Here is a 20,998-nt window from a genome sequence, read left to right as displayed (position 1 = left end):
CCTCTATATCCTAACAATAGCATACTTGATTGGCAGGCCTGCTTCAAATCCCGCCAATCAAGTATGCTATTTAAGGAGTGAGTATCGGATTATGATAATTGCTGTAACAGTTCGAGCAAGCGTTCCAAATCCTGCTTGTTATAATACATTAGCTCGATGCGACCTTTATCTTTTTGCTGTTTGATTTTAACCGTTGTTTTGAAACGTTCGCGAAGCGACTCTTCCACCTCATTAATATAAGGATCTTTCTTCTTATTCGAGGTCGTGTCTTTCGGTTTGACCGGTTCCGGTTGACCTAAGTTTTTGATCGCTTCCTCAAGCTGCCTTACACTCCAGTCGTTTGCGATCGTAAGATCAGCCAATTCTTTCTTTCGCTGATCTTCCTTCACACCAACAATCGCTCTTGCGTGACCCATGGATAATGTTCCACGTGAAACATTATCTTTGATCTCTTCTGGCAGCGACAACAGTCTAAGGAAGTTTGCGATATGCGACCTCGACTTGCCCACCTTCATAGAAAGTTCTTCCTGCGTCAGATTGAACTTGTCCATAAGCGCCTGATAAGCAAGAGAAAGTTCAATTGCATTCAGATCCTCACGCTGCAAGTTTTCAATCAAAGCGATTTCCATGACCTGTTGATCGGAGAAATTTCTCACTACGGCAGGGATCGTTGGATTACCGCAAAGCTGAGATGCCCGGAAACGACGTTCGCCCGCAATGATCTCATAACCCTTCAGAACGGTGCGGACGATGATTGGCTGAATGACGCCATGCTGTTTGATCGACTCCGCAAGTTCCTTGATGGCATCGTCATCAAACGTTTTCCGAGGTTGATAAGGATTCGGTCTCAGTTGCGCAAGCGGTACTTCAACCACTTTATCTTCTTCGCTGACAGAAAGTGATGGAATAAGCGCATCAAGTCCTCTACCTAGCCGCTTGCTCATACATGATCACTTCCTTTGCGAGTTCAAGATACACCTCTGCCCCTTTGGACCTTGGATCATACGTAATAATCGATTGTCCATGTGACGGCGCTTCGCTTAAGCGTACATTACGCGGAATAATCGTTTGGTACACTTTCTGTTGGAAATACTTCTTTACCTCTTCAATAACTTGAATGCCTAGGTTTGTCCGCGCATCGAACATCGTCAACAACACGCCTTCGATTTGAAGGGACGTATTCAAGTGTTTCTGCACAAGACGAACTGTATTTAATAGCTGGCTTAAACCTTCCAGCGCGTAATATTCGCATTGAATCGGAATGATAACGGAATCCGAAGCCGTCAATGAATTAATTGTCAGTATACCTAGCGATGGGGGACAATCGATCAGAATGTAATCGTATTGGTTTTTCACGAGCGCTAACGATTTCTTCAATCGCTGTTCACGGGATATCGTCGGCACGAGCTCGATCTCCGCACCAGCCAATTGAATCGTAGCCGGAATGATATTTAGTCCATCGATATTCGTCTGGCAGGTCGCTTCATTCGGATGTACATCATTAATAAGCACATCGTAAATGCAATGCGCAACGTCCGCCTTATTGATTCCGATTCCGCTCGTCGTATTGCCCTGAGGGTCAATATCAACCAACAACACTTTCTTCCCCAGAGAAGCCAGACAAGCGCCAAGGTTTACGGACGTCGTCGTCTTCCCGACACCGCCCTTCTGGTTCGTTATTGCAATCGTTTTTGACAAACTGTTCACCTCTATGCTGATAACTTATGAATCCGAACAAGGTGAAACGGCTATCGCCATTTGTTGACGGTAGAGCGTTTCATTCCAGAAAGATATAAGCCTATTCGCAAACCGTAATTGATTAAGACTTATATTATGAAATGCGGCCTTACTCTAGCACCCAGTCTATCAAAACAAATATTTCCAATCCGATAGACAAAATGACGATGCCGTCCCCTATAACCGGACGGCTGTCAGCAGTACTATTATCGTTTAGGAATCTTGATCACTATTTCATAATGATCATCATAATCCTGTTCGTTTGTCTTAATTTGCAATCCGGAACCCGAAACCATGTCAATGGATTGACGAATGGTATTCAACGCGATTCGAACATCTTTCGTAAACGAGATCCTTTTCGGCTTCTTCGCCGTGTTCTGGACCGTTTCTTTATAGAAAGCAACTCTCGCTTCCGTCTGCTTTACATTAAGCTCTTTTGTAATAATATCGTCTAGTACTTTCAGTTGCAACTCTTCCGAGTCCAGTGACAACAACGCTCTAGCATGACGCTCCGTGATTTTACGTTCCATTAATGCATTTTTCACGGTTTCGCCTAGTCCGAGCAGCCTTATTTTATTCGCAATCGTCGACTGACTCTTACCGAGACGTTGGGCTAAGCTTTCTTGCGTTAAGTTGTGCAGATCAATAAGCTTCTGATAGGCAACCGCTTCTTCGATGGATGTGAGCCCTTCACGCTGAAGGTTCTCGATCAATGCAATTGAAGCCGCCTGAGAATCATTGAATTCCCGAACGATTGCTGGCACTGTCTCCAGTCCCAGTTTTTTTACGGCCCGGAATCTACGTTCTCCGGCTATGATTTCGTACCTTCCATTGCGTAACCGAACCACAATCGGTTGGATAATGCCATGAGTCCGAATGGTTTGACTAAGCTCTTCAATACGGTCATCATCGAATACAGTCCGTGGTTGATAAGGACTGGTATCTACGTCAGCGATCGGAAGCTGCTTTACTTCGTCCAGATTCTGACTCTGGTTCTTTTGATCGCTCAAACCGAATAAACGAGAAAATTGTTCTTTCATAGCGTCAACATACCACCCGATTTCAAAATGCCGAGTTTGTCGTTTCTATACTATTCGTCGGCTGCAAGTTGATTTCCTGCTTGACAGTTGCACAATTCGAACAAATATCCTGTTATCGCTATGTTCCACGTGAAACATTTCCAATCCGATTTCTCATTGCTAAACGATCGGCTGTTTTAGAGGTAGGCCCGCTTTTCTAGGGTACTTCGCTGGTGTTTCCGCTAGTTTGTTGATCACGATGATGTGGCGATCCGATTGTTCAAATGGAAGCTTTAAATGATGGATGTCCACAAGCTTCGCTTTCAACTCCGACAAGCTCCGTTTCGACTCCTGTACTTCCTCTGCAGGATCAGCGCCCTTCATGGAAGCGAAGACACCGCCTCTGCGAACAAAAGGAAGACATAGCTCGTTCAATCCGCTCAATCGTGCTACTGCCCTTGCCGTAACCAAATCGTACCTGTCTCTATGAGCTGCCAATCGGCTTATATCCTCCGCACGGCCATGAACGCAAAACACATCCTGGAGGCCGAGCCTTTCGACGACATGCTGAAGAAACTGAATGCGTTTATTCAGCGAATCGACGATCGTCACTTTGAGATGAGGGAAACAAATCTTCAATGGCAAACTAGGAAAGCCGGCGCCGGATCCGATGTCGGCAATCGATGACGTTTCATTCATGTTTAAGAAGAAGGAAAGCGATACGGAATCGTAGAAGTGTTTCTCATAAACTGCTTCTCTTTCCGTAATCCCCGTTAGATTCATTTTCTCGTTCCACTCAACGAGCAGTTCGTAGTAGGTTTGAAATTGCTGGAGTTGGAGCGGCGATAACGCCACTCCCCGCTCTTGAAGCCGTTCCGCAAACCATGTTTCAGTCGAATTCATGTTTACCCCCGTGCCGCTAAAACCTTATTGTAATGCTCCAAATAAACAAGCAAGATGGAAATATCGGCAGGCGTTACGCCTCCAATTCTGGCAGCCTGACCAATGGAAAGCGGACGAATCGTAGTCAGATTCGCTTTCGCTTCCTTGGACAAATTGGTGATTACCATATAATCGATGTCATCCGGAATGCGCTTTTTCTCCATTTTAGAGAGCCGGTCAACCTGAATTTGCTGTTTCTCGATGTAACCGGCATATTTGATTTGAATTTCAACTTGCTCTTTCATATCCTCGGTCAGCGCTTCGGACGAAGGTGACAAACGCTCAATGTGTTCATACATCACTTCCGGACGACGCAATAAGGATAGTGCATCTGTCGCTTGTTGCAGCGGTGCGGATCCGATGGACTCCATTAATGCAAGCACGTCTTCATCAGGGCGGACTCTCACCGTCTTGAGACGTTCGATCTCCTGCTCCACCATTGCCTTCTTGATCGTAAACCTGTTATAACGAGCTTCGGTGATTAATCCGATTTCGTAGCCTGTCGGCGTAAGGCGCATGTCCGCATTGTCATGCCGCAGCAGCAAGCGGTATTCCGCACGGGAAGTGAGCAGACGATAAGGCTCTGTCGTCCCTTTCGTCACGAGATCATCGATGAGAACCCCGATATACCCTTGGGAGCGATCGATAATGACTGGCGGTTTCCCTTGTACTTTCCGAGCAGCGTTAATACCAGCCATGATCCCTTGACCTGCCGCTTCCTCATAACCCGAAGTGCCATTGATTTGGCCGGCAGTGAACAGACCAGGAACGAGCTTCGTTTCCAGCGACGGCCACAGCTGAGTCGGAACGACCGCATCATACTCAATAGCATAGCCCGTGCGCATCATTTCGACTTTCTCCAAACCTGGTATCGATCGAAGAATGCTTAGTTGAACGTCTTCCGGCATGCTTGTAGACAATCCTTGAACATAATACTCCGACGTGCTCTTCCCTTCAGGCTCCAAGAAAATCTGATGCTTCGGCTTATCGGCGAAACGTACGATTTTGTCTTCGATTGAAGGGCAATACTTAGGACCCGTTCCTTCGATCGCACCGGAGAACATTGGAGCACGATGAAGATTGTCATTGATGATGCGATGCGTTTCTTCCGATGTATACGTCAACCAGCAAGGCAGTTGCTCGTTATCGGAGGACTCCGTTTCATAAGAGAAAAACTTCGGCTTCTCGTCGCCGGGCTGAATTTCCGTCTTGGAGAAATCAATCGTATCCCCGTGCACGCGCGGAGGCGTACCTGTTTTGAACCTCACGAGCTGCAGACCAAGATTGCGCAAGCTTTCCGACAACTTAATGGAAGGCTGTTGATTGTTCGGTCCGCTCTCATAGATGAGTTCGCCCATGATGACCTTGCCTCGCAAATACGTACCCGTCGTAACTACGATCGACTTCGCCCTATATTCCGCACCTGTCTTCGTCACCACGCCTACGCAAGCGCCATCCTCAATAATGAGGTCTTCAGCCATTCCCTGACGCAGCGTCAAATGATCGGTTGCTTCGATCGTCTGCTTCATGAAATGCTGATATAGAAATTTATCGGCTTGCGCACGCAAAGCGTGAACAGCTGGACCCTTACCCGTATTCAGCATCCGCATTTGGATGAACGTTTTATCGATATTACGCCCCATCTCTCCGCCGAGCGCATCGATCTCCCGTACGACATGACCTTTAGCCGGACCCCCGATCGACGGATTACATGGCATGAACGCCACCATATCCAAGTTAATCGTAAGCAGCAATGTCTCAGCGCCCATCCGCGCCGATGCCAGTGCAGCTTCACAGCCAGCATGTCCAGCACCTACAACGATGACATCGAAATCCCCTGCATGATATCCCATTCCTCTATCCCTCCTTGCCTTTCGGACAATATTATTTACCTAAACAGAACTGCGAGAAAATTTGATCGATCAATGACTCAGCTACCGAATCACCTATCATTTCGCCTAATTGTTCCCACGCCGTACGTACGTCGATTTGCACAATATCAATGGGAATGCCGATTTCTGTCGCCTCGATTGCATCCCTTAGCGATTGACGTGCCTGGTTGAGCAATGAAATATGCCGAACATTGCTGACATAAGTCAAATCCGCCGATTCCAGCTCGCCATCGAAGAACATGCGCTTGATTACATTCTCGAGCTCGTCTAACCCTTGCTCCGTCAACACGGACAAACGCACAATGGATTCGACAGGAAAGCTCTCCTCAATCTCGGACGTATCTAATACGATCGGCAGATCCGTCTTGTTCAAGAGCACCACGACTTGACGGCCCTTCATCTTCGCGATCAGTTCCCGGTCGTCCGGATGCAGCGGTTCATTCGCATTCAGAACCAATAAAATCAGATCGGCTTCCTCTAGCGCTGATCGAGAGCGTTCAACGCCGATCCGCTCTACCACATCCGCCGTCTCGCGTATGCCGGCTGTATCAAGCAGGCGCAGTGGAATGCCTCCAAGTGTTATATATTCTTCGATTACATCCCGCGTCGTGCCAGGAATGTCGGTTACAATCGCTTTGTTTTCCTGCACCAGCGCATTAAGCAGCGAAGACTTTCCTACGTTCGGACGTCCGACAATGGCGGTAACGATACCTTCTCGTAATATTTTGCCTTCCGCAGCCGTTTTTAACAATCGTTCGATTTCCAGGTACGCTTCTCCGCATCGTTCCCGGATATACGCGCTCGTCATCGACTCCACGTCATGTTCCGGATAATCGATATTAACCTCAATATGGGCTAGCAGCTCAATCAGCCCATGCCGCAGAGCCTTCACCTTCTTGGATAACATACCTTCCGCTTGCTTCAAAGCCACCGTGAAAGCACGGTCCGATTTCGACCGGATTAAGTCAATGACGGCCTCAGCCTGCGTCAAATCGATTCGCCCGTTCAGAAAAGCCCGCTTCGTGAACTCTCCGGGCTCAGCCAGTCGGATTTCGCCGGACCGCAACAGCAGCTCGAGCACGCGTTTGACGGCAACCACTCCGCCATGGGTGCTCAATTCGACGACATCTTCTGCTGTAAACGAGCGCGGACCGCGCATGATGGTAAGCAGGATCTCTTCCACCGTTTCACCGGAAGCTGGATCCACAATATGACCATAATGTACGGTATGCGAATCAACCTCGGCAATATTCGACTTGGAGCGGAAAACCGCCGCGCAAGCCTCCACCGCCTCAGGTCCGCTGACCCGAATAACGGCAATGCCGCCCTCTCCGACAGCTGTCGAAATGGCGGCAATCGTGTCTTGTATCATCATGATTATTCCCTCTTAACTTGTCACAAAATAAAAAAACGAGCAATGACCGTAGAGAGCCATTGCCGAAGTGAGACCTATGCATTGTTACTTCAGCGTGATGACGACGCGCCGATTGGGCTCGTCGCCTTTGCTGAACGTTTTAACCTTGGCGTGATTCTGAAGCTGCGAATGAATAATCTTACGCTCGTGCGGCGCCATCGGCTCGAGTACCACTTCTTTACGAGTCCGAACGACGTGCCCCGCCAAGCGGTCCGATAAATCTTCAAGCGTCTTACGTCGACGCTGACGAAAATCTTCCGCATCAAGCACGATCCTAAGATGACTGCTGGAATAACGGTTAGCCACAATATTGACCAAGTATTGCAAAGCATCAAGCGTTTGACCGCGACGGCCGATCAGCATGCCGAGATCTCCGCCGCCGGATAATGCGAGAACCAATCCATCTCTTGAATCGTGACGAGCAATCGTAATGTCAAGTCCCATCGTTCCTGCCACTTCAATAATGAATCGTTCCGTTTCAAGGATCGCATCTTTTGCATCCTTCGCAGCCGGCGCAGGCGTATCTGCCTTCGGAGCGGCAGCGACCGGAACAACCGGCGCTGAAACCGCGGATGGCTGACTCACCTCTGGAAGCAGAGCCAGCTCAACTTTCGCAGCTCTTACCCCAATCAAGCCGAAAAAGCCTTTGCTCGGCTTCTCCAGCACAGTCACGTTCACACGTTCCGCGGATACTTGCAATTCCGTTAAACCTTGTCTTACAGCATCTTCGATCGTTTTGCCCGATGCTATGATTTTCTTCATTTCGCGGGGACACTCTCCTTATTCTTCGATGAGTTTCGAACATAAAGGAAGTAGTTTTGCGTAATCGTATACGTGTTACTGAAAATCCAGTACAGCGGCAGCGCTGCCGGGAAGTTAATCGCCATGACGAAAATCAGGACAGGGAAGATCATCATGATTCCCTGCATCGCAGGCATCGTCTTTTGTTGGGATTGCATCATTTTAGACTGGACGAATGTCGTAATCGCAGCCAGGATCGGCAGAATGTACGTATGGTCCTTCTCGCCTAGTTGCAGCCAGAGGAATGTATGCTCGCGAATATTTTCATTCATATAAATCGAATTGTAGAGCGCGATGAACACCGGCATCTGCACAAGCAGCGGTAAACAGCCCGCAAGCGGATTTACTTTATGCTGCTGAAACAGCTTCATTGTTTCTTCTTGCTGTTTCTGCGGATTGTCCTTATGTTTTTCTTTCAATTTCGCCAGCTCCGGCTGCAAAGCCTGCATGGCCTTCGAACTGCGGTATTGCTTAATGGTAAGCGGGAGAATCAGCGTCCGAACGATAATAACCATCAGCAGGATTGCGATCCCATACTCCCCATTGAACCACTTCGCGAAGTGCTCTAAAGCTTGAGAGAAGTAGTAGACAACGTTTCGCTGCCAGAAGTTCCCGTGCGATAAGTCATCCATGGAAACCGGGTGAGCAGCCGACGAACAACCGCTCAAGAAAAACATCACGGCAATCAGGGCGAATGCCGTTAACCATGTTCGTTTCGAAATACGGGACAACATGTAAATCTCCTCTCTGCGTAACCATAAGCGCTGGCCGATTATTGGGCGCAGACGCTGCACAATCATTCACGTAAACTATATCACATTTTATGGTACAAAGAAACAAGCCTGCTCCGGTAATGAAGCGATTACAAGGCTCAGCGATTCTGTTTCAGAAGCCCTGCCCGCTTCAAGACGTGAAGCATGCTTTTTTCGAGTTCCTTTATGCCAAGACCGACAGCTGGCTTGCGCACAATAATAATGAAATCCAGCTGCTCGGCGATTCGGTCCGTCTGATGGCGAACGATCTCCTTCACAAGCCTTCTCATCCTGTTGCGAACGACGGCATTTCCGATTTTCTTGCTGGCCGACACGCCGAGCCGGAATGGTTCCGCTTTATGCTGGCGGGACCAGTACACGACGAATTGGCCGTTCGCGAACGATTTGCCGTTCCGGTAGATCCGGCTAAAATCTTCGCGGTTACGCAAACGTAGTTTTTTTTGCACGGCGCATCCTCACCGAACCTTTATTACATATAGTATGACCCTTATAAATGAAAAAAAGACCACCGTAAAGTGGTCTTTAAAATTACGCGCTCAGTACTTTTCTTCCCCGTTGACGACGGGCGCTCAGCACTTTACGTCCATTTGCGGAAGCCATACGTTTGCGGAAACCATGAACTTTTTTACGCTTGCTCACATTCGGTCTAAATGTAGGTCTCATTGATCAATGCACCTCCTATCCTTACTCAAATCTGCGTTCATTCTATTTCTGATCGTCTTCACGATTATCGATCGCCGGTTTTCCTTTACGAGGATGCTGCAAGGTCGATAAGAAAAATCGAACGATGAGCATTCTCCGAAAAAAACGCCTTTTTATATTTAACCATGCGACAGTGCAAAAGTCAACCTTGGAGACATCTAAACAGCCGTCAAAAGGATTGCCAAATCCGAACTGTGGATAAACTAATGAGAGGTCCATAAGTAGCGCCAAATTAATAACATGTGGATGAATTTATCGCACTTTCCCGGATTATGTCGAACTGGTAACAAGATATTAACAATATCTAGTGTTGTCGATAACTTTTGTACACAACCTATTGAATTTGTGGATAAAATAGCCGCAATCGTTGAATATCAAGGGTTATTTTGCTATGATAAATATGTTTTCTGTGTGGATGACTCCGATCCCCCCGCAAATTTATTAACAGCCTGTGGATAACAATGTGAACAACATTCATCCCCTTCTGATAACTTTGTTTTCCATCCCTTGATACTGTGGACTGATTTACTACCCCATTCCCTGTATTCGACATATTCAGCAGGATAGCGCCGTTATCGGCGATTTTGATAAGGAGTGACCATTTGTGGATAGCCATACGCACGAAATGTGGCAACAGGTGCTGTCTATCATCCAAACCAAGCTTAGCAAGCCGAGCTTCGATACTTGGTTTAAAGCGACGAAAGCTTCGTTCAGCGGAGATTCCGTCGTTATCGTGACAGCACCGACGACTTTCGCGGCCGAATGGCTCGAAAGCCGGTATACCAAGCTTGTGCGAACAACGCTGCAGGAATTCCTGGGGCGTCAATACGACATTAAATTTGTCATTGAGGAAAACAAACCGCCTGAACCGGCCGAAATCCAGCCGATCGTCTTGCCTCCGGCCCAGGTCGGTCCCGAAGAGCATTACACCCATATGCTCAATCCCAAGTATATGTTCGATACGTTCGTCATCGGCGCCAATAACCGGTTTGCGCACGCGGCTTCCTTGGCAGTAGCCGAAGCGCCGGCTAAGGCTTACAACCCGCTCTTCCTATATGGAGGCGTTGGTCTGGGCAAAACGCATTTGATGCATGCAATCGGGCATTATATTCTTGAGCATAATCCCAATACGCGGGTACTTTACCTGTCCTCGGAGAAATTCACCAACGAATTCATCAACGCGATCCGGGACAACCGCGGGGAAAGTTTCCGTAACAAGTACCGGAACATCGACGTGCTGCTGATCGACGATATTCAGTTTCTAGCCGGGAAAGAACAGACGCAGGAAGAGTTCTTCCATACGTTTAATGCCCTGCATGAGGAACGCAAACAAATCGTCATTTCAAGCGACCGTCCGCCCAAAGAGATCCCGACGCTGGAGGAACGGCTGCGTTCGCGGTTCGAGTGGGGGCTAATTACGGATATTCAGCCGCCTGACCTGGAGACGCGGATCGCGATTCTCAGGAAGAAGGCGAAGGCGGAGAACCTGGACATTCCGAACGAGGCAATGGTCTATATCGCGAGCCAGATCGATACGAATATCCGCGAGCTGGAAGGCGCGCTCATTAGGGTCGTAGCTTATTCTTCCCTCATCAATGAGGATATTAGTTCGCATTTGGCAGCCGAGGCGCTGAAGGATATCATTCCGACCAGCCGGCCGAAAATGATTACGATGCAGGATATTCAGCATAAGGTCGGGGAGCTGTACGGACTGAAGCTAGAGGAGTTCAAAGCGCGTAAACGGACGAAAGCCGTCGCATTTCCGAGGCAAATCGCCATGTACTTGTCCAGGGAACTAACGGACTATTCGCTTCCTAAGATCGGCGAGGCGTTCGGGGGCCGTGACCATACGACTGTCATTCACGCCCACGAGAAGATCACGCAGCAGCTGAAAGCCGATTCGGAGCTGTACAAGATTGTTCAGACGCTGACGGAGAAGATCAAGAACCATACATGAATATGAATAAGAAGAATGGTGGATAACCATGTCGAAAGTTATACACTTCTTCAACATTTAACTAGCAAGCCTATGCACACGCTATACACATGTGGATAGGCTTGCTTTATCCGTGTTATATGTACTTATCCACATATTCAGGGCCCCTACTACGACTTCTACTAATATTTATTAATAATTCATCATCAAAATACGGGTGAAAACGACACTACCTTCGCTGCCGTGATCCCTTTCCTTTAGGAGTGACACTTATGAAATTAACGATCCGCAAAGATCAACTGAATGACGCCATTCAACAAGTATCCAAAGCCTCTTCGACACGTCCTGCAATTCCGATTCTCGGCGGTATCAAAATCGACGTTAATCACCAAGGCGTGACTTTAACCGCAAGCGATACCGATATCTCTATTCAAAGCTTCATTCCTGTCGAAAACGGAGAATTCGTCATCGCCAAAGTCGAGAAACCGGGAAGTGTCGTGCTTCCAGCTAAATTCTTCGTCGAAATCGTCAAAAAACTGCCTTCGGATGACCTTGAAATCGAAGTCAAAGAACAGTTTCAAACGATGATCCGCTCCGGCTCCACCGATATTCAGATGGTTGGACTGGATCCGGAAGAATTCCCGATTTTGCCGACGATTGAACAAAGTGAATCCATCGCCGTTCCAGGTGATTTGCTGAAGTCGATGATTCGCCAAACCGTTTTCGCTGCATCCACAAGTGAACAAACGCCGATTTTGACGGGAACGCTCTGGAATTTGTCAGAAGGCCAGCTGAAATTTGTCGCAACCGACCGTCACCGGCTCGCCAGCCGTTCCGCAACGGTGGAAGCGCCGGAGGGCTATCGTTTCTCCAATGTCGTTATCTCGAGCAAGACGCTGAACGAGCTCTCGAAAATCGTTCCGGATGATCATACACATGTGGATATCGTTGTCGCCGACAATCAAGTTCTGTTCAAAGTCGGTAACGTACTATTCTACTCCCGTATTCTGGACGGCACGTATCCGGATACTTCCAAGATTATTCCGCAGCATTTCAAAACAGAACTCGTACTGCCAACGAAAAAATTGACGGATGCCATCGACCGGGCGTACCTGATGTCGCGGGAAGAGAAAACGAACATCGTTCGCCTCGTCACTTCGGAAGACGGAAGCATTGAAATTTCGTCCAGTTCGACGGAGCTCGGCCGAGTAACCGAACAGCTGGATGCGAAAGAAATGACCGGCGAACAGCTTCGCATTGCATTCAACTCCAAATATATGCTCGACACGCTGAAGGTCATCGACAGCGAATATATCTTTATTGGCTTTACGGGTTCTATGAGCCCGATCATCATTAAGCCGACCGACCACCCGCACAGCTTGCATCTCATCCTGCCGTATCGGACGACAGGCTAACCGAGGCTGGTCGTACTCATGCACATAATTACTGATGCACGTAGGATTACTGCTCGCCTATGCATCCAAGGAGAGAACGTGATGAAAGAAATCGGAATTTCAACGGAATATATTGCGCTTGGCCAATTTTTGAAGCTGTCGGATTGCATCGATAGCGGAGGAGCCTCGAAGTTTTTTCTGCAGGAGAACGAGGTTGTCATAAACGGAGAGCCGGATAACCGGCGCGGCCGCAAACTCTATGTCGGCGACAAGGTTGACATCAAGGGGCATGGCGTGTTTACGATTGTGAAACGGTAATGCGGCAACATGCTGTTTTTGCCGGCTATGACCGGGGGGCCTTACAGTGCGATTAAATTCCATCCAGCTGCTTAATTACCGCAATTACGAACAGATCGAACTCAAGACGGATAACCAAGTGAATCTGTTCGTCGGGCGCAACGCGCAGGGCAAGACAAATTTGCTGGAAGCGATCCTTGTGCTCGCATTAACCAAGTCTCACCGCACAAGCAAGGACAAGGAACTGATCGGCTGGCAGTCCAGCGAAGCTCGCATTCGGGGCGAGGTTGAGAAGCGTTACGGAACGGTGACGCTTGATCTTGCTTTATCCCAGCAAGGGAAGAAGGCTAGAATCAACGGACTGGAGCAGCGCAAGCTGAGCGATTTTGTCGGCTCGTTGAATGTCGTCATGTTTGCTCCGGAGGATCTGGAAATTGTAAAAGGTACGCCGGGCGTGCGTCGTCGGTTTCTCGATATGGAGATCGGCCAGGTGCAGCCCGGTTATTTGCATGCGCTCGGGCAATACCATAAAGTGCTGCAGCAGCGCAATAATTACTTGAAAGCGACGCTGCCGGGAAACGCCAATCCGGCCATGATGGAAGTTTGGAATATGCAGCTTGCCGAATACGGTGTTAAAATTGTGAAAAAAAGGCAAAACTTCATAGAGAAGCTCCAGAGGTGGGCACAATCCATCCACGCCGGTATTACCGCCGGATCCGAGGAGCTGACGATCGTCTACAAGCCCTCCTTCGAAAGCGATGCGAAAGAAGATGAATCTATTTTATTTGAGCAATTTATGATAAAGTTAACACAAGTCAAGGATCAGGAGCTTCGTCGCGGGATGACGCTCGTTGGTCCTCATCGTGATGACATCGCCTTCTTTATCAACGGCAAAGAGGCCTCGGTTTACGGTTCGCAGGGACAGCAGCGAACGACCGCGCTTTCGCTCAAATTGGCCGAGATCGAACTCATACATGAAGAAATCGGCGAGTACCCGTTGCTGCTGCTCGATGACGTGTTATCGGAGCTCGACCAGCACCGGCAGACGCAGCTGATTGAAACTTTCCAGAGTAAAGTGCAAACGTTCATAACGACGACGGGACTTGAGAGCGTCAATATAAGCAAACTGCATGACGCCAAGATATATAACGTTCAGAATGGCCATGTGGCGCTATAATACGCAAGTGACGAAGAAGCGGGGGGTCGGTATATGTACATCCATTTAGGCGGAGAGAAGATCATTCGTGCCGCGGAGCTCGTAGCGATTTTCGATATTTCAATCGAGCAATCCTCCAAGCTATCCAAGCAATTCGTCGCGCAAGCCCGCAAGCGGAAAGACGTTGAAATTATAGGAGAAGAAGAAGCGAAATCCATCGTAGTGACCGAGAATAAGATCTACTATTCGCCGATCTCATCTTCAACGCTGAAGAAACGTTCGCACCATTTTGCGACTAGTTAGCGTGTTAATCGGCAATCAGGATGCAAAGTGGCAAGTGGAATGTAGGCCCGAGCAGTCAGATAGGCTGACGATCAGGGCAGGATGCAGGCCCGAGCAGCGAACAAGGTTCGCGACCAGGGTAGTTGAGAGGAGCAGTGAAACCCAGCATGACATCGAATCAGCATACGTATGATGAAAGCCAGATTCAAGTTCTCGAAGGGTTGGAAGCGGTACGTAAACGCCCGGGGATGTACATCGGCTCCACAAGCGGCAAAGGACTTCACCACCTCGTATGGGAAGTCGTTGATAATAGCATTGACGAGGCGCTGGCAGGCTTCTGCTCGCGCATCGAAGTAATCATTCACGAGAACAACAGCATCACCGTTGTCGATAACGGACGCGGTATTCCTGTAGGGGAAAACGCGAAACTGAAGAAGTCGACGCTTGAAGTCGTCATGACGGTTCTTCATGCCGGCGGTAAATTCGGCGGCGAAGGCTATAAAGTATCCGGCGGTCTGCACGGCGTTGGTATTTCCGTCGTGAATGCCTTGTCCGAGTGGGTCGAAGTCACAGTTAAGCGGGAAGGCAAGATCCATCGCCAAGAATACCGTCGCGGCGCACCGCAATATGATCTGCAAGTAATAGGCGAGACCGAAGAAACCGGCACAACGACCACCTTCAAGCCGGACGGTGAAATTTTCACGGAAACGCTCGTTTACGAATACGAAGTGCTCCAGTCGCGGATCCGCGAGCTGGCCTTTTTGAATAAAGGAATCGAAATCGTGCTCATCGACGAGCGTACAGGCGCTTCCAACACGTACAAATACGAAGGCGGCATTATCGAATTCGTCAAGTATTTGAATCGGAGCCGCGAAGCGCTCCATGAAGATCCGATCTATGTCGAAGGAGCCAAGGACAATATTCAAGTCGAAGTGGCGCTGCAGTATAACGACAGCTACACCGAGAATATTTACTCCTTTGCCAACAACATCAATACGCATGAGGGCGGTACGCACGAATCCGGCTTCAAGAGCGCCTTGACGCGGATCATCAACGAATATGCCCGCAAGATGAACGCCATCAAAGACAGCGACTCCAATCTGTCCGGCGACGACGTGCGCGAAGGTTTGACGGCCATTATTTCGGTCAAAATCCCCGAGCCGCAGTTCGAAGGACAAACGAAGACGAAACTCGGCAACAGCGAAGTACGCGGTATTGTCGAATCGTTCTTCGCCGAGAAGTTCCAGGAGTTTCTCGATGAGAATCCGGCAGTCTCGAAGAAAATCGTCGAGAAAGGGCTGTCGGCTTCCCGCGCCCGCGAAGCTGCGCGCAAAGCGCGTGAGTTGACCCGCCGCAAGAGCGCCCTGGAAGTCAGTGCGCTGCCGGGCAAGCTGGCCGACTGTTCGTCCCGCGATGCGTCCATCAGCGAAATCTATATTGTCGAAGGTGACTCCGCAGGCGGATCGGCCAAACAGGGCCGCGACCGTCATTACCAAGCGATTCTGCCGCTCAGAGGTAAAATCCTTAACGTTGAGCGCGCTCGCTTGGACCGGATTCTCTCCAATACGGAAATCCGGGCTATCATCACGGCGCTTGGAACGAGCATCGCCGATGATTTCGACCTTTCCAAAGCACGGTATCACAAAGTCATTATCATGACGGATGCCGACGTCGACGGTGCGCATATTCGTACGCTCCTGCTCACGTTCTTCTTCCGCTACATGCGGAAGATCATCGAGGCTGGCTACGTGTACATCGCCCAGCCGCCGCTCTTCAAGATCGAACGAAACAAAGTCGTTCGTTACGCGCAAAGCGAAAAAGAGCGCGACGCCATCATCGCCGAGTTCGGCGAAGGCGTGAAAGTTAACGTACAGCGATACAAAGGTCTTGGCGAGATGAACGCTTCGCAGCTATGGGAGACTACAATGGATCCCGAAAGCCGGACGATGCTCCAGGTTACGATTGAAGACGCCATCGAAGCCGATAACATCTTCGAAACGCTCATGGGCGATAACGTGGAACCGCGTCGCGAATTCATTCAAGAGTTTGCGAAGTACGTCAAGAATCTCGATATCTAGCTCGCGTATCAGCCACGCGCAGCATACAAAAAAACAAGCCGTCCGGTATTCGGGCGGCTTGTCGTTATTTCAGTCGCCTGCCGTAGGCAAGGCAATACCGATGAATGCGGCGAAATACCGATTTATCATTCAGTTTGCGGAAGATAAAAGGGTCCGGCAATGTATTTACCTCCAGGATCCAAGGGCGGAACGATTCGTCGATGGCGACGTCGATGCCGATTTCTTTCATCCGTGGATAGCGGGTCTGCAGTTGTCTAGCTACAGACGTGCCGATCTCGGACAACCACATTTTGTAGCTGTCGGTTTGCGGCTGCGACAAGTGGGGATGCATCAGCTGATCGATAGACATGATAACGCCGCCGCTGTGATAGTTGGTGACGATCTTTTTCGGGTGGCTGAGACGTCCGATGATGCCGGTAGTTTCCCATTCCTTCTTCGGGTTCTGCTGGACCATGACGCGAATATCAAAGCGCAGCCCTTCATAAGTGAGGAGCGGTATGCCTTGCTGGATCAAGTAAGAACGGCTTCCGATCCGCTCCTGCAGCGAAGAAGCCATCATAGCGAACGAGGAGAAGCGCTGAAGGACCGTCCCCGACTGGTAGGTATAGTCCGTGTCCGAGAGCCTCTCTACTCGAACGACGCCAAGTCCAAAGGTCCCTTGGTCCGGTTTGACATACACCATGCCATGTTCGTCCAGCATGGAAGCCAGCTGCGGAATCTGCCAGCGCCGCGTAACCGGAATCCGCTCACGCAACGGCTCAGAAAGCAGCAGCACTTTCGTTTTCGCCCACTTGCTTTTTACGCGCTGGATGGCCAAAGAGGCACCACCTTTCATATTGGGATTGGGGTAGCAGGAATACCGTGCATGCAGGAGACACGGTCAGAAATCAATGGTATAATAGAGATAATGCCTATTTTTAGGTTTTCCGTTTTTACGACGATAATCGACGGCATAATCGTATTAGTTTATGGCGAAAAAACGGATTTGGAGCGTGTATCAACCCAAGACGATGAAGTTTTGGAAGAGTGAATGCATTTCAGGCAAGTTTCATGTTTGCAAACGTTTAAGGATAGCAAGAATGAGCCGAAACTATAATGGATTCTAGTATTGTTTGTCGATTATTCCTGCTCGTCAACGGCGTTGGCTTCGAGGCCGGCGTCATTGAAAGCTTAAACATAAGCAAACTCTAGGAGGTTTACGATGGCAGAAGAGAAAAGCCAGCAAATACGGGATCGCGATATCGGAACCGAGATGCGCGAATCGTTCATGGATTATGCAATGAGTATCATCGTCAGCCGTGCGCTGCCGGATGTCCGAGACGGCTTGAAGCCCGTACATCGCCGTATTTTGTTTGCCATGTCGGAGCTCGGCATGTCGCCGGACAAGCCTTATAAGAAATCTGCCAGAATCGTCGGCGAAGTAATCGGTAAATATCACCCGCACGGCGACTCTGCTGTATACGAGACGATGGTACGGATGGCGCAGGACTTCTCGCTTCGTTACATGCTGATCGACGGTCACGGAAACTTCGGATCGATCGACGGCGATATGGCGGCGGCCATGCGTTATACGGAGGCGCGTCTTTCCAAGATCGCAATGGAAATGCTGCGCGACATCAACAAGGAAACGATTGATTATGCGCCCAACTACGATGGTGAAGAACATGAGCCTACCGTGTTGCCGGCTCGTTTTCCAAACTTGCTGGTTAATGGCTTGACCGGTATTGCGGTCGGTATGGCTACGAACATTCCGCCGCATAACTTGACCGAGGTCATTGAAGGCGTTCAAGCGTTGATCCGCAATCCCGAGATTACGCCGATTGAACTGATGGACTATATCAAAGGTCCGGATTTCCCGACAGCCGGCTTCGTTATGGGGCGGCAAGGCATGCGCCAGGCGTATACCACCGGACGCGGCTCCGTTACGATGCGTGCCCGTGCAACCATTGAGGAGAATGGCGGCAAAGCGCGCATTATCGTACACGAGCTGCCTTACCAGGTTGTAAAAGCACGTTTGGTCGAGAAGATTGCCGAGCTTGTTCGCGAGAAGAAAATCGAAGGCATTACCGATTTGCGCGACGAGTCCGATCGCAACGGTATGCGGATCGTCATCGAGCTTCGCCGTGACGTTACGCCGACGGTCGTACTGAACAATCTATTCAAACAAACGCAGATGCAGATGAATTTCGGCTTCAACATGCTCGCGCTCGTCAAAGGCGAGCCGCGCACGCTTAATCTGCGTGATATTCTGTACTACTACTTGGAGCACCAAGTCGAGGTTATTCGCCGGCGGACGGAGTTTGACCTGAAGAAAGCACAAGCTCGTGCTCATATTCTGGAAGGCTTGCGTATTGCGCTCGATAACCTTGATGAGGTTATCCGTCTCATCCGTGCATCGCAAACGACGGAAGAAGCGCGCGAAGGCTTGATATCCCGTTTTGGCCTCAGCTACGACCAGGCGCAAGCGATCCTGGATATGCGTTTGCAGCGCCTCACCGGACTGGAACGCGATAAGATTGAAGCCGAGTACGCAGAACTGCTTCGCAAGATCGCCGAATATCAAGCGATTTTGGCCGATGAGCAGCTTGTTCTTCAGATCATCAACGATGAACTCGAAGAAGTGAAGGAGAGATTCGGCGACGAACGCCGTACGGAGCTGATGACCAGCGAGGAAGAGATTCTCGACGAGGACCTTATCCCGCGCGAAGATGTCATTATATCGGTTACGCATTCCGGCTACGTCAAGCGTTTGCCGGTTACGACCTACCGCAGCCAGAAACGCGGCGGTAAAGGCGTCATTGGCATGGATACGAAGGATACCGACTTTGTCGAGCATTTATTCGTTTCCAATACGCATCACTACCTGCTCTTCTTTACGGATAAGGGCAAAGTGTACCGGTTGAAAGCCTACGAGATTCCGGATCTCAGCCGGACTGCGCGGGGGACGCCGATCATCAATCTAATTCAGATCGAGCAAGGAGAGACGGTCAATGCCGTCATTCCGGTAGAGTCCTTCGAGCCGGACCGCTTCTTGTTCTTCGCTACCAAGAAAGGCATTGTCAAGAAAACGCCGCTTGATGATTACGCGAACATCCGCAAAGTCGGCCTGATTGCGATTAACCTGCGCGATGACGATGATCTTATTGGCGTCAAGCTGACCGACGGCAACCAAGAAATCATTATGGGAACAAGCCAAGGCATGTCCATTCGCTTCTCGGAGCAGGATGTTCGTCCAATGGGACGTTCGGCGACGGGCGTTAAAGGGATCAGTTCCGACGATGAGGACGAAGTCATTGGCATGGACGTCGTAGTACCTGAAAGCGAGGTCCTGATCGTAACGGCTAACGGTTACGGCAAGCGGACGCCTGAAAGCGAGTATCGCTCACAGACGCGCGGCGGCAAAGGGATCAAGACGCTCAACGTACAGGAGAAGAAGGGGCTTATCGTCAGCCTGCGCGTCGTGCAGAATGACGAGGACCTCATGATCATGACATCCTCCGGCACGCTGATGCGCATGAGCATGGCGGACATTTCGACGATGGGACGGAATACGCAAGGGGTCCGATTGATTAATATCCGAGAAGATGATTCCGTTGCTACCGTAACCCGAGTTGCCCGGAGCGAAGATGCGGACAGCGAAGACGACGATGATGATGTGGAAGGCAACGTAACTGATCTGACTTCAGACGAAACGTAGATCATCTGTGTGGTTGAGGCGAGTGACGTGGAGGAGAGACCTATGAGCATGGTATCAGTTTCGCAGGTTAAGCTTGGGGACAAAATCACGCAAGACGTTCTTACTCCGCTCGGTAGCGTGCTTTTCCATAAAGGAAAGATTGTTACGCCTCGAGAATATGAAGTTCTGCAGGCTTTTCTTGTTCCTCAAGTATCAGTGAACGGGACATCGGAGAAGAAAGAAGCAGATGAAACGACGAATGATAAAAACCAGGAACAAGCGAAGGAGACAGCGCAGCCTAAATCATCGCTGATTGAACAGTATGATCGCACGGTCATGCTCCTGAAGAGCGTGTTCAACCAAGTGATGAGTGGACAGGTATTGCCGATTCTTGAAATTCGCAATCAACTTGAGGCACTGCTGCAACAAAGCCAGGATTATAAAATCTTGACGTTCTCCCCGCAGAAAGTCGCAAGCGAGGATTATCTCTACCACAAGAGCGTGATGTCTGCATTAAGCTGTTATATGATGGCGCAGTGGAACGGATTGCCCAAGAAAGATTGGATGCAATCCGCTCTTGCTGGATTACTCCACGATATTGGCAATGCCAAAATCGATCGCGACATCTTGAATAAACCGACCAAGCTGACGCCCGAGGAAGCCGAAGATATGAAGCGGCATACTGTATACGGATACCAACTCCTCAAGAATGTTGCCGCAATCAACGAAGGAGTCAAACTGGCTGCGATACAGCATCATGAACGGTTTGACGGGAGCGGTTATCCGCTTGGCATCAGTTCAGAGAAAATCCATCCCTATGCGAAGTTTGTAGCAATCTCGGATATCTTCAATGCGATGACGATGAAACGTGCTTACCGCAATGCATCATCGCCGTACCT

At 49.6% G+C, this 20,998-nt stretch carries 19 protein-coding genes (1 of these 19 cut by a window edge); 8 read left to right on the top strand and 11 right to left on the bottom strand.

The window, feature by feature from the left end:
- Positions 1 to 89: 89 nt before the first annotated feature.
- The 10 genes from GZH47_RS16250 to rpmH form a co-directional block, all read right to left on the bottom strand.
- The gene (locus tag GZH47_RS16250; protein WP_162641215.1) at positions 90 to 944 is read right to left on the bottom strand and encodes a ParB/RepB/Spo0J family partition protein; all 855 of its coding nucleotides are present in this window, start codon (positions 942 to 944) and stop codon (positions 90 to 92) included.
- Positions 925 to 1,698, bottom strand: coding sequence for a ParA family protein (locus tag GZH47_RS16245; RefSeq protein ID WP_162641211.1), 774 nt, complete (start codon positions 1,696 to 1,698; stop codon positions 925 to 927). The genes GZH47_RS16250 and GZH47_RS16245 overlap by 20 nt, the downstream gene beginning before the upstream one ends.
- Before the next feature lie 245 nt (positions 1,699 to 1,943).
- Positions 1,944 to 2,777, bottom strand: a complete 834-nt coding sequence (gene noc / locus GZH47_RS16240) for a nucleoid occlusion protein (protein WP_162641205.1) — start codon at positions 2,775 to 2,777, stop codon at positions 1,944 to 1,946.
- A gap of 159 nt (positions 2,778 to 2,936) precedes the next feature.
- Entirely contained in the window at positions 2,937 to 3,659 is a 723-nt protein-coding gene (gene rsmG, locus GZH47_RS16235; RefSeq protein ID WP_162641199.1) for a 16S rRNA (guanine(527)-N(7))-methyltransferase RsmG, read from the bottom strand.
- Positions 3,660 to 3,661: 2 nt separating this feature from the next.
- Positions 3,662 to 5,551 (bottom strand): tRNA uridine-5-carboxymethylaminomethyl(34) synthesis enzyme MnmG, encoded by a 1,890-nt coding sequence (gene mnmG, locus GZH47_RS16230; RefSeq protein ID WP_162641195.1) that lies wholly within the window; start codon positions 5,549 to 5,551, stop codon positions 3,662 to 3,664.
- Positions 5,552 to 5,582: 31 nt separating this feature from the next.
- Entirely contained in the window at positions 5,583 to 6,962 is a 1,380-nt protein-coding gene (gene mnmE / locus GZH47_RS16225; protein ID WP_162645284.1) for a tRNA uridine-5-carboxymethylaminomethyl(34) synthesis GTPase MnmE, read from the bottom strand.
- 87 nt (positions 6,963 to 7,049) lie between these two features.
- Positions 7,050 to 7,766, bottom strand: coding sequence for an RNA-binding cell elongation regulator Jag/EloR (gene jag / locus GZH47_RS16220; RefSeq protein WP_162641190.1), 717 nt, complete (start codon positions 7,764 to 7,766; stop codon positions 7,050 to 7,052).
- Positions 7,763 to 8,539 (bottom strand): YidC/Oxa1 family membrane protein insertase, encoded by a 777-nt coding sequence (locus tag GZH47_RS16215; RefSeq protein ID WP_162641185.1) that lies wholly within the window; start codon positions 8,537 to 8,539, stop codon positions 7,763 to 7,765. The genes jag and GZH47_RS16215 overlap by 4 nt, the downstream gene beginning before the upstream one ends.
- Before the next feature lie 137 nt (positions 8,540 to 8,676).
- Entirely contained in the window at positions 8,677 to 9,024 is a 348-nt protein-coding gene (gene rnpA, locus GZH47_RS16210; RefSeq protein ID WP_162641181.1) for a ribonuclease P protein component, read from the bottom strand.
- Positions 9,025 to 9,106: 82 nt separating this feature from the next.
- On the bottom strand, positions 9,107 to 9,241 hold the full coding sequence (gene rpmH, locus GZH47_RS16205) for a 50S ribosomal protein L34 (RefSeq protein WP_090574515.1): 135 nt from the start codon (positions 9,239 to 9,241) through the stop codon (positions 9,107 to 9,109).
- Positions 9,242 to 9,884: 643 nt separating this feature from the next.
- Between rpmH and dnaA the strand changes: the two genes are divergently transcribed.
- The 6 genes from dnaA to gyrB all read left to right on the top strand — a co-directional run bounded on the left by dnaA (position 9,885) and on the right by gyrB (position 16,423).
- Positions 9,885 to 11,237: a chromosomal replication initiator protein DnaA gene (dnaA, locus tag GZH47_RS16200; RefSeq protein WP_162641171.1), complete on the top strand. Its 1,353-nt coding sequence runs from the start codon at positions 9,885 to 9,887 to the stop codon at positions 11,235 to 11,237.
- Between the two features lie 251 nt (positions 11,238 to 11,488).
- Complete coding sequence (gene dnaN / locus GZH47_RS16195; RefSeq protein WP_162641166.1) at positions 11,489 to 12,631, top strand: DNA polymerase III subunit beta; 1,143 nt, start codon at positions 11,489 to 11,491, stop codon at positions 12,629 to 12,631.
- An 81-nt stretch (positions 12,632 to 12,712) separates the two neighbouring features.
- A complete protein-coding gene (gene yaaA / locus GZH47_RS16190; protein WP_162641161.1) occupies positions 12,713 to 12,928 on the top strand; it encodes a S4 domain-containing protein YaaA in 216 nt (71 codons plus the stop codon).
- A gap of 46 nt (positions 12,929 to 12,974) precedes the next feature.
- Positions 12,975 to 14,084, top strand: coding sequence for a DNA replication/repair protein RecF (recF, locus tag GZH47_RS16185; protein ID WP_162641156.1), 1,110 nt, complete (start codon positions 12,975 to 12,977; stop codon positions 14,082 to 14,084).
- A gap of 33 nt (positions 14,085 to 14,117) precedes the next feature.
- A complete protein-coding gene (gene remB, locus GZH47_RS16180) occupies positions 14,118 to 14,366 on the top strand; it encodes an extracellular matrix regulator RemB (RefSeq protein ID WP_162641147.1) in 249 nt (82 codons plus the stop codon).
- 146 nt (positions 14,367 to 14,512) lie between these two features.
- Positions 14,513 to 16,423, top strand: a complete 1,911-nt coding sequence (gene gyrB / locus GZH47_RS16175; RefSeq protein WP_162641143.1) for a DNA topoisomerase (ATP-hydrolyzing) subunit B — start codon at positions 14,513 to 14,515, stop codon at positions 16,421 to 16,423.
- A 64-nt stretch (positions 16,424 to 16,487) separates the two neighbouring features.
- On the opposite strand, the gene GZH47_RS16170 is transcribed toward gyrB, so the two are convergent.
- The gene (locus tag GZH47_RS16170) at positions 16,488 to 17,240 is read right to left on the bottom strand and encodes a YheC/YheD family protein (RefSeq protein WP_162641140.1); all 753 of its coding nucleotides are present in this window, start codon (positions 17,238 to 17,240) and stop codon (positions 16,488 to 16,490) included.
- A gap of 384 nt (positions 17,241 to 17,624) precedes the next feature.
- Here GZH47_RS16170 and gyrA point away from each other — a divergent pair, with 384 nt between their 5' ends.
- Entirely contained in the window at positions 17,625 to 20,120 is a 2,496-nt protein-coding gene (gyrA, locus tag GZH47_RS16165; RefSeq protein WP_162641139.1) for a DNA gyrase subunit A, read from the top strand.
- 42 nt (positions 20,121 to 20,162) lie between these two features.
- Positions 20,163 to 20,998, top strand: partial view of an HD-GYP domain-containing protein gene (locus GZH47_RS16160; protein WP_162641138.1) — the 5' portion only. 253 nt of this gene lie beyond the right edge of the window; 836 of the gene's 1,089 nt are visible here — the first part of the coding sequence; its start codon is at positions 20,163 to 20,165; its stop codon lies beyond the right edge, outside the window.

Source organism: Paenibacillus rhizovicinus, from assembly GCF_010365285.1.
GTDB classification, from domain to species: Bacteria; Bacillota; Bacilli; order Paenibacillales; family Paenibacillaceae; genus Paenibacillus_Z; species Paenibacillus_Z rhizovicinus.
This window is presented reverse-complemented; position numbering and strand designations above follow the sequence as displayed.

Excerpts from the sequence above, each read along its gene's own strand:
- mnmE (WP_162645284.1), bottom strand. The coding sequence starts at position 6,962 with ATGATACAAGACACGATTGCCGCCATTTCGACAGCTGTCGGAGAGGGC.
- mnmG (WP_162641195.1), bottom strand. The coding sequence starts at position 5,551 with ATGGGATATCATGCAGGGGATTTCGATGTCATCGTTGTAGGTGCTGGA.
- GZH47_RS16250 (WP_162641215.1), bottom strand. The coding sequence starts at position 944 with ATGAGCAAGCGGCTAGGTAGAGGACTTGATGCGCTTATTCCATCACTT.
- rpmH (WP_090574515.1), bottom strand. The coding sequence starts at position 9,241 with ATGAGACCTACATTTAGACCGAATGTGAGCAAGCGTAAAAAAGTTCAT.
- GZH47_RS16215 (WP_162641185.1), bottom strand. The coding sequence starts at position 8,539 with ATGTTGTCCCGTATTTCGAAACGAACATGGTTAACGGCATTCGCCCTG.
- rsmG (WP_162641199.1), bottom strand. The coding sequence starts at position 3,659 with ATGAATTCGACTGAAACATGGTTTGCGGAACGGCTTCAAGAGCGGGGA.
- jag (WP_162641190.1), bottom strand. The coding sequence starts at position 7,766 with ATGAAGAAAATCATAGCATCGGGCAAAACGATCGAAGATGCTGTAAGA.
- yaaA (WP_162641161.1), top strand. The coding sequence starts at position 12,713 with ATGAAAGAAATCGGAATTTCAACGGAATATATTGCGCTTGGCCAATTT.
- noc (WP_162641205.1), bottom strand. The coding sequence starts at position 2,777 with ATGAAAGAACAATTTTCTCGTTTATTCGGTTTGAGCGATCAAAAGAAC.
- dnaN (WP_162641166.1), top strand. The coding sequence starts at position 11,489 with ATGAAATTAACGATCCGCAAAGATCAACTGAATGACGCCATTCAACAA.
- gyrB (WP_162641143.1), top strand. The coding sequence starts at position 14,513 with ATGACATCGAATCAGCATACGTATGATGAAAGCCAGATTCAAGTTCTC.
- remB (WP_162641147.1), top strand. The coding sequence starts at position 14,118 with ATGTACATCCATTTAGGCGGAGAGAAGATCATTCGTGCCGCGGAGCTC.
- gyrA (WP_162641139.1), top strand. The coding sequence starts at position 17,625 with ATGGCAGAAGAGAAAAGCCAGCAAATACGGGATCGCGATATCGGAACC.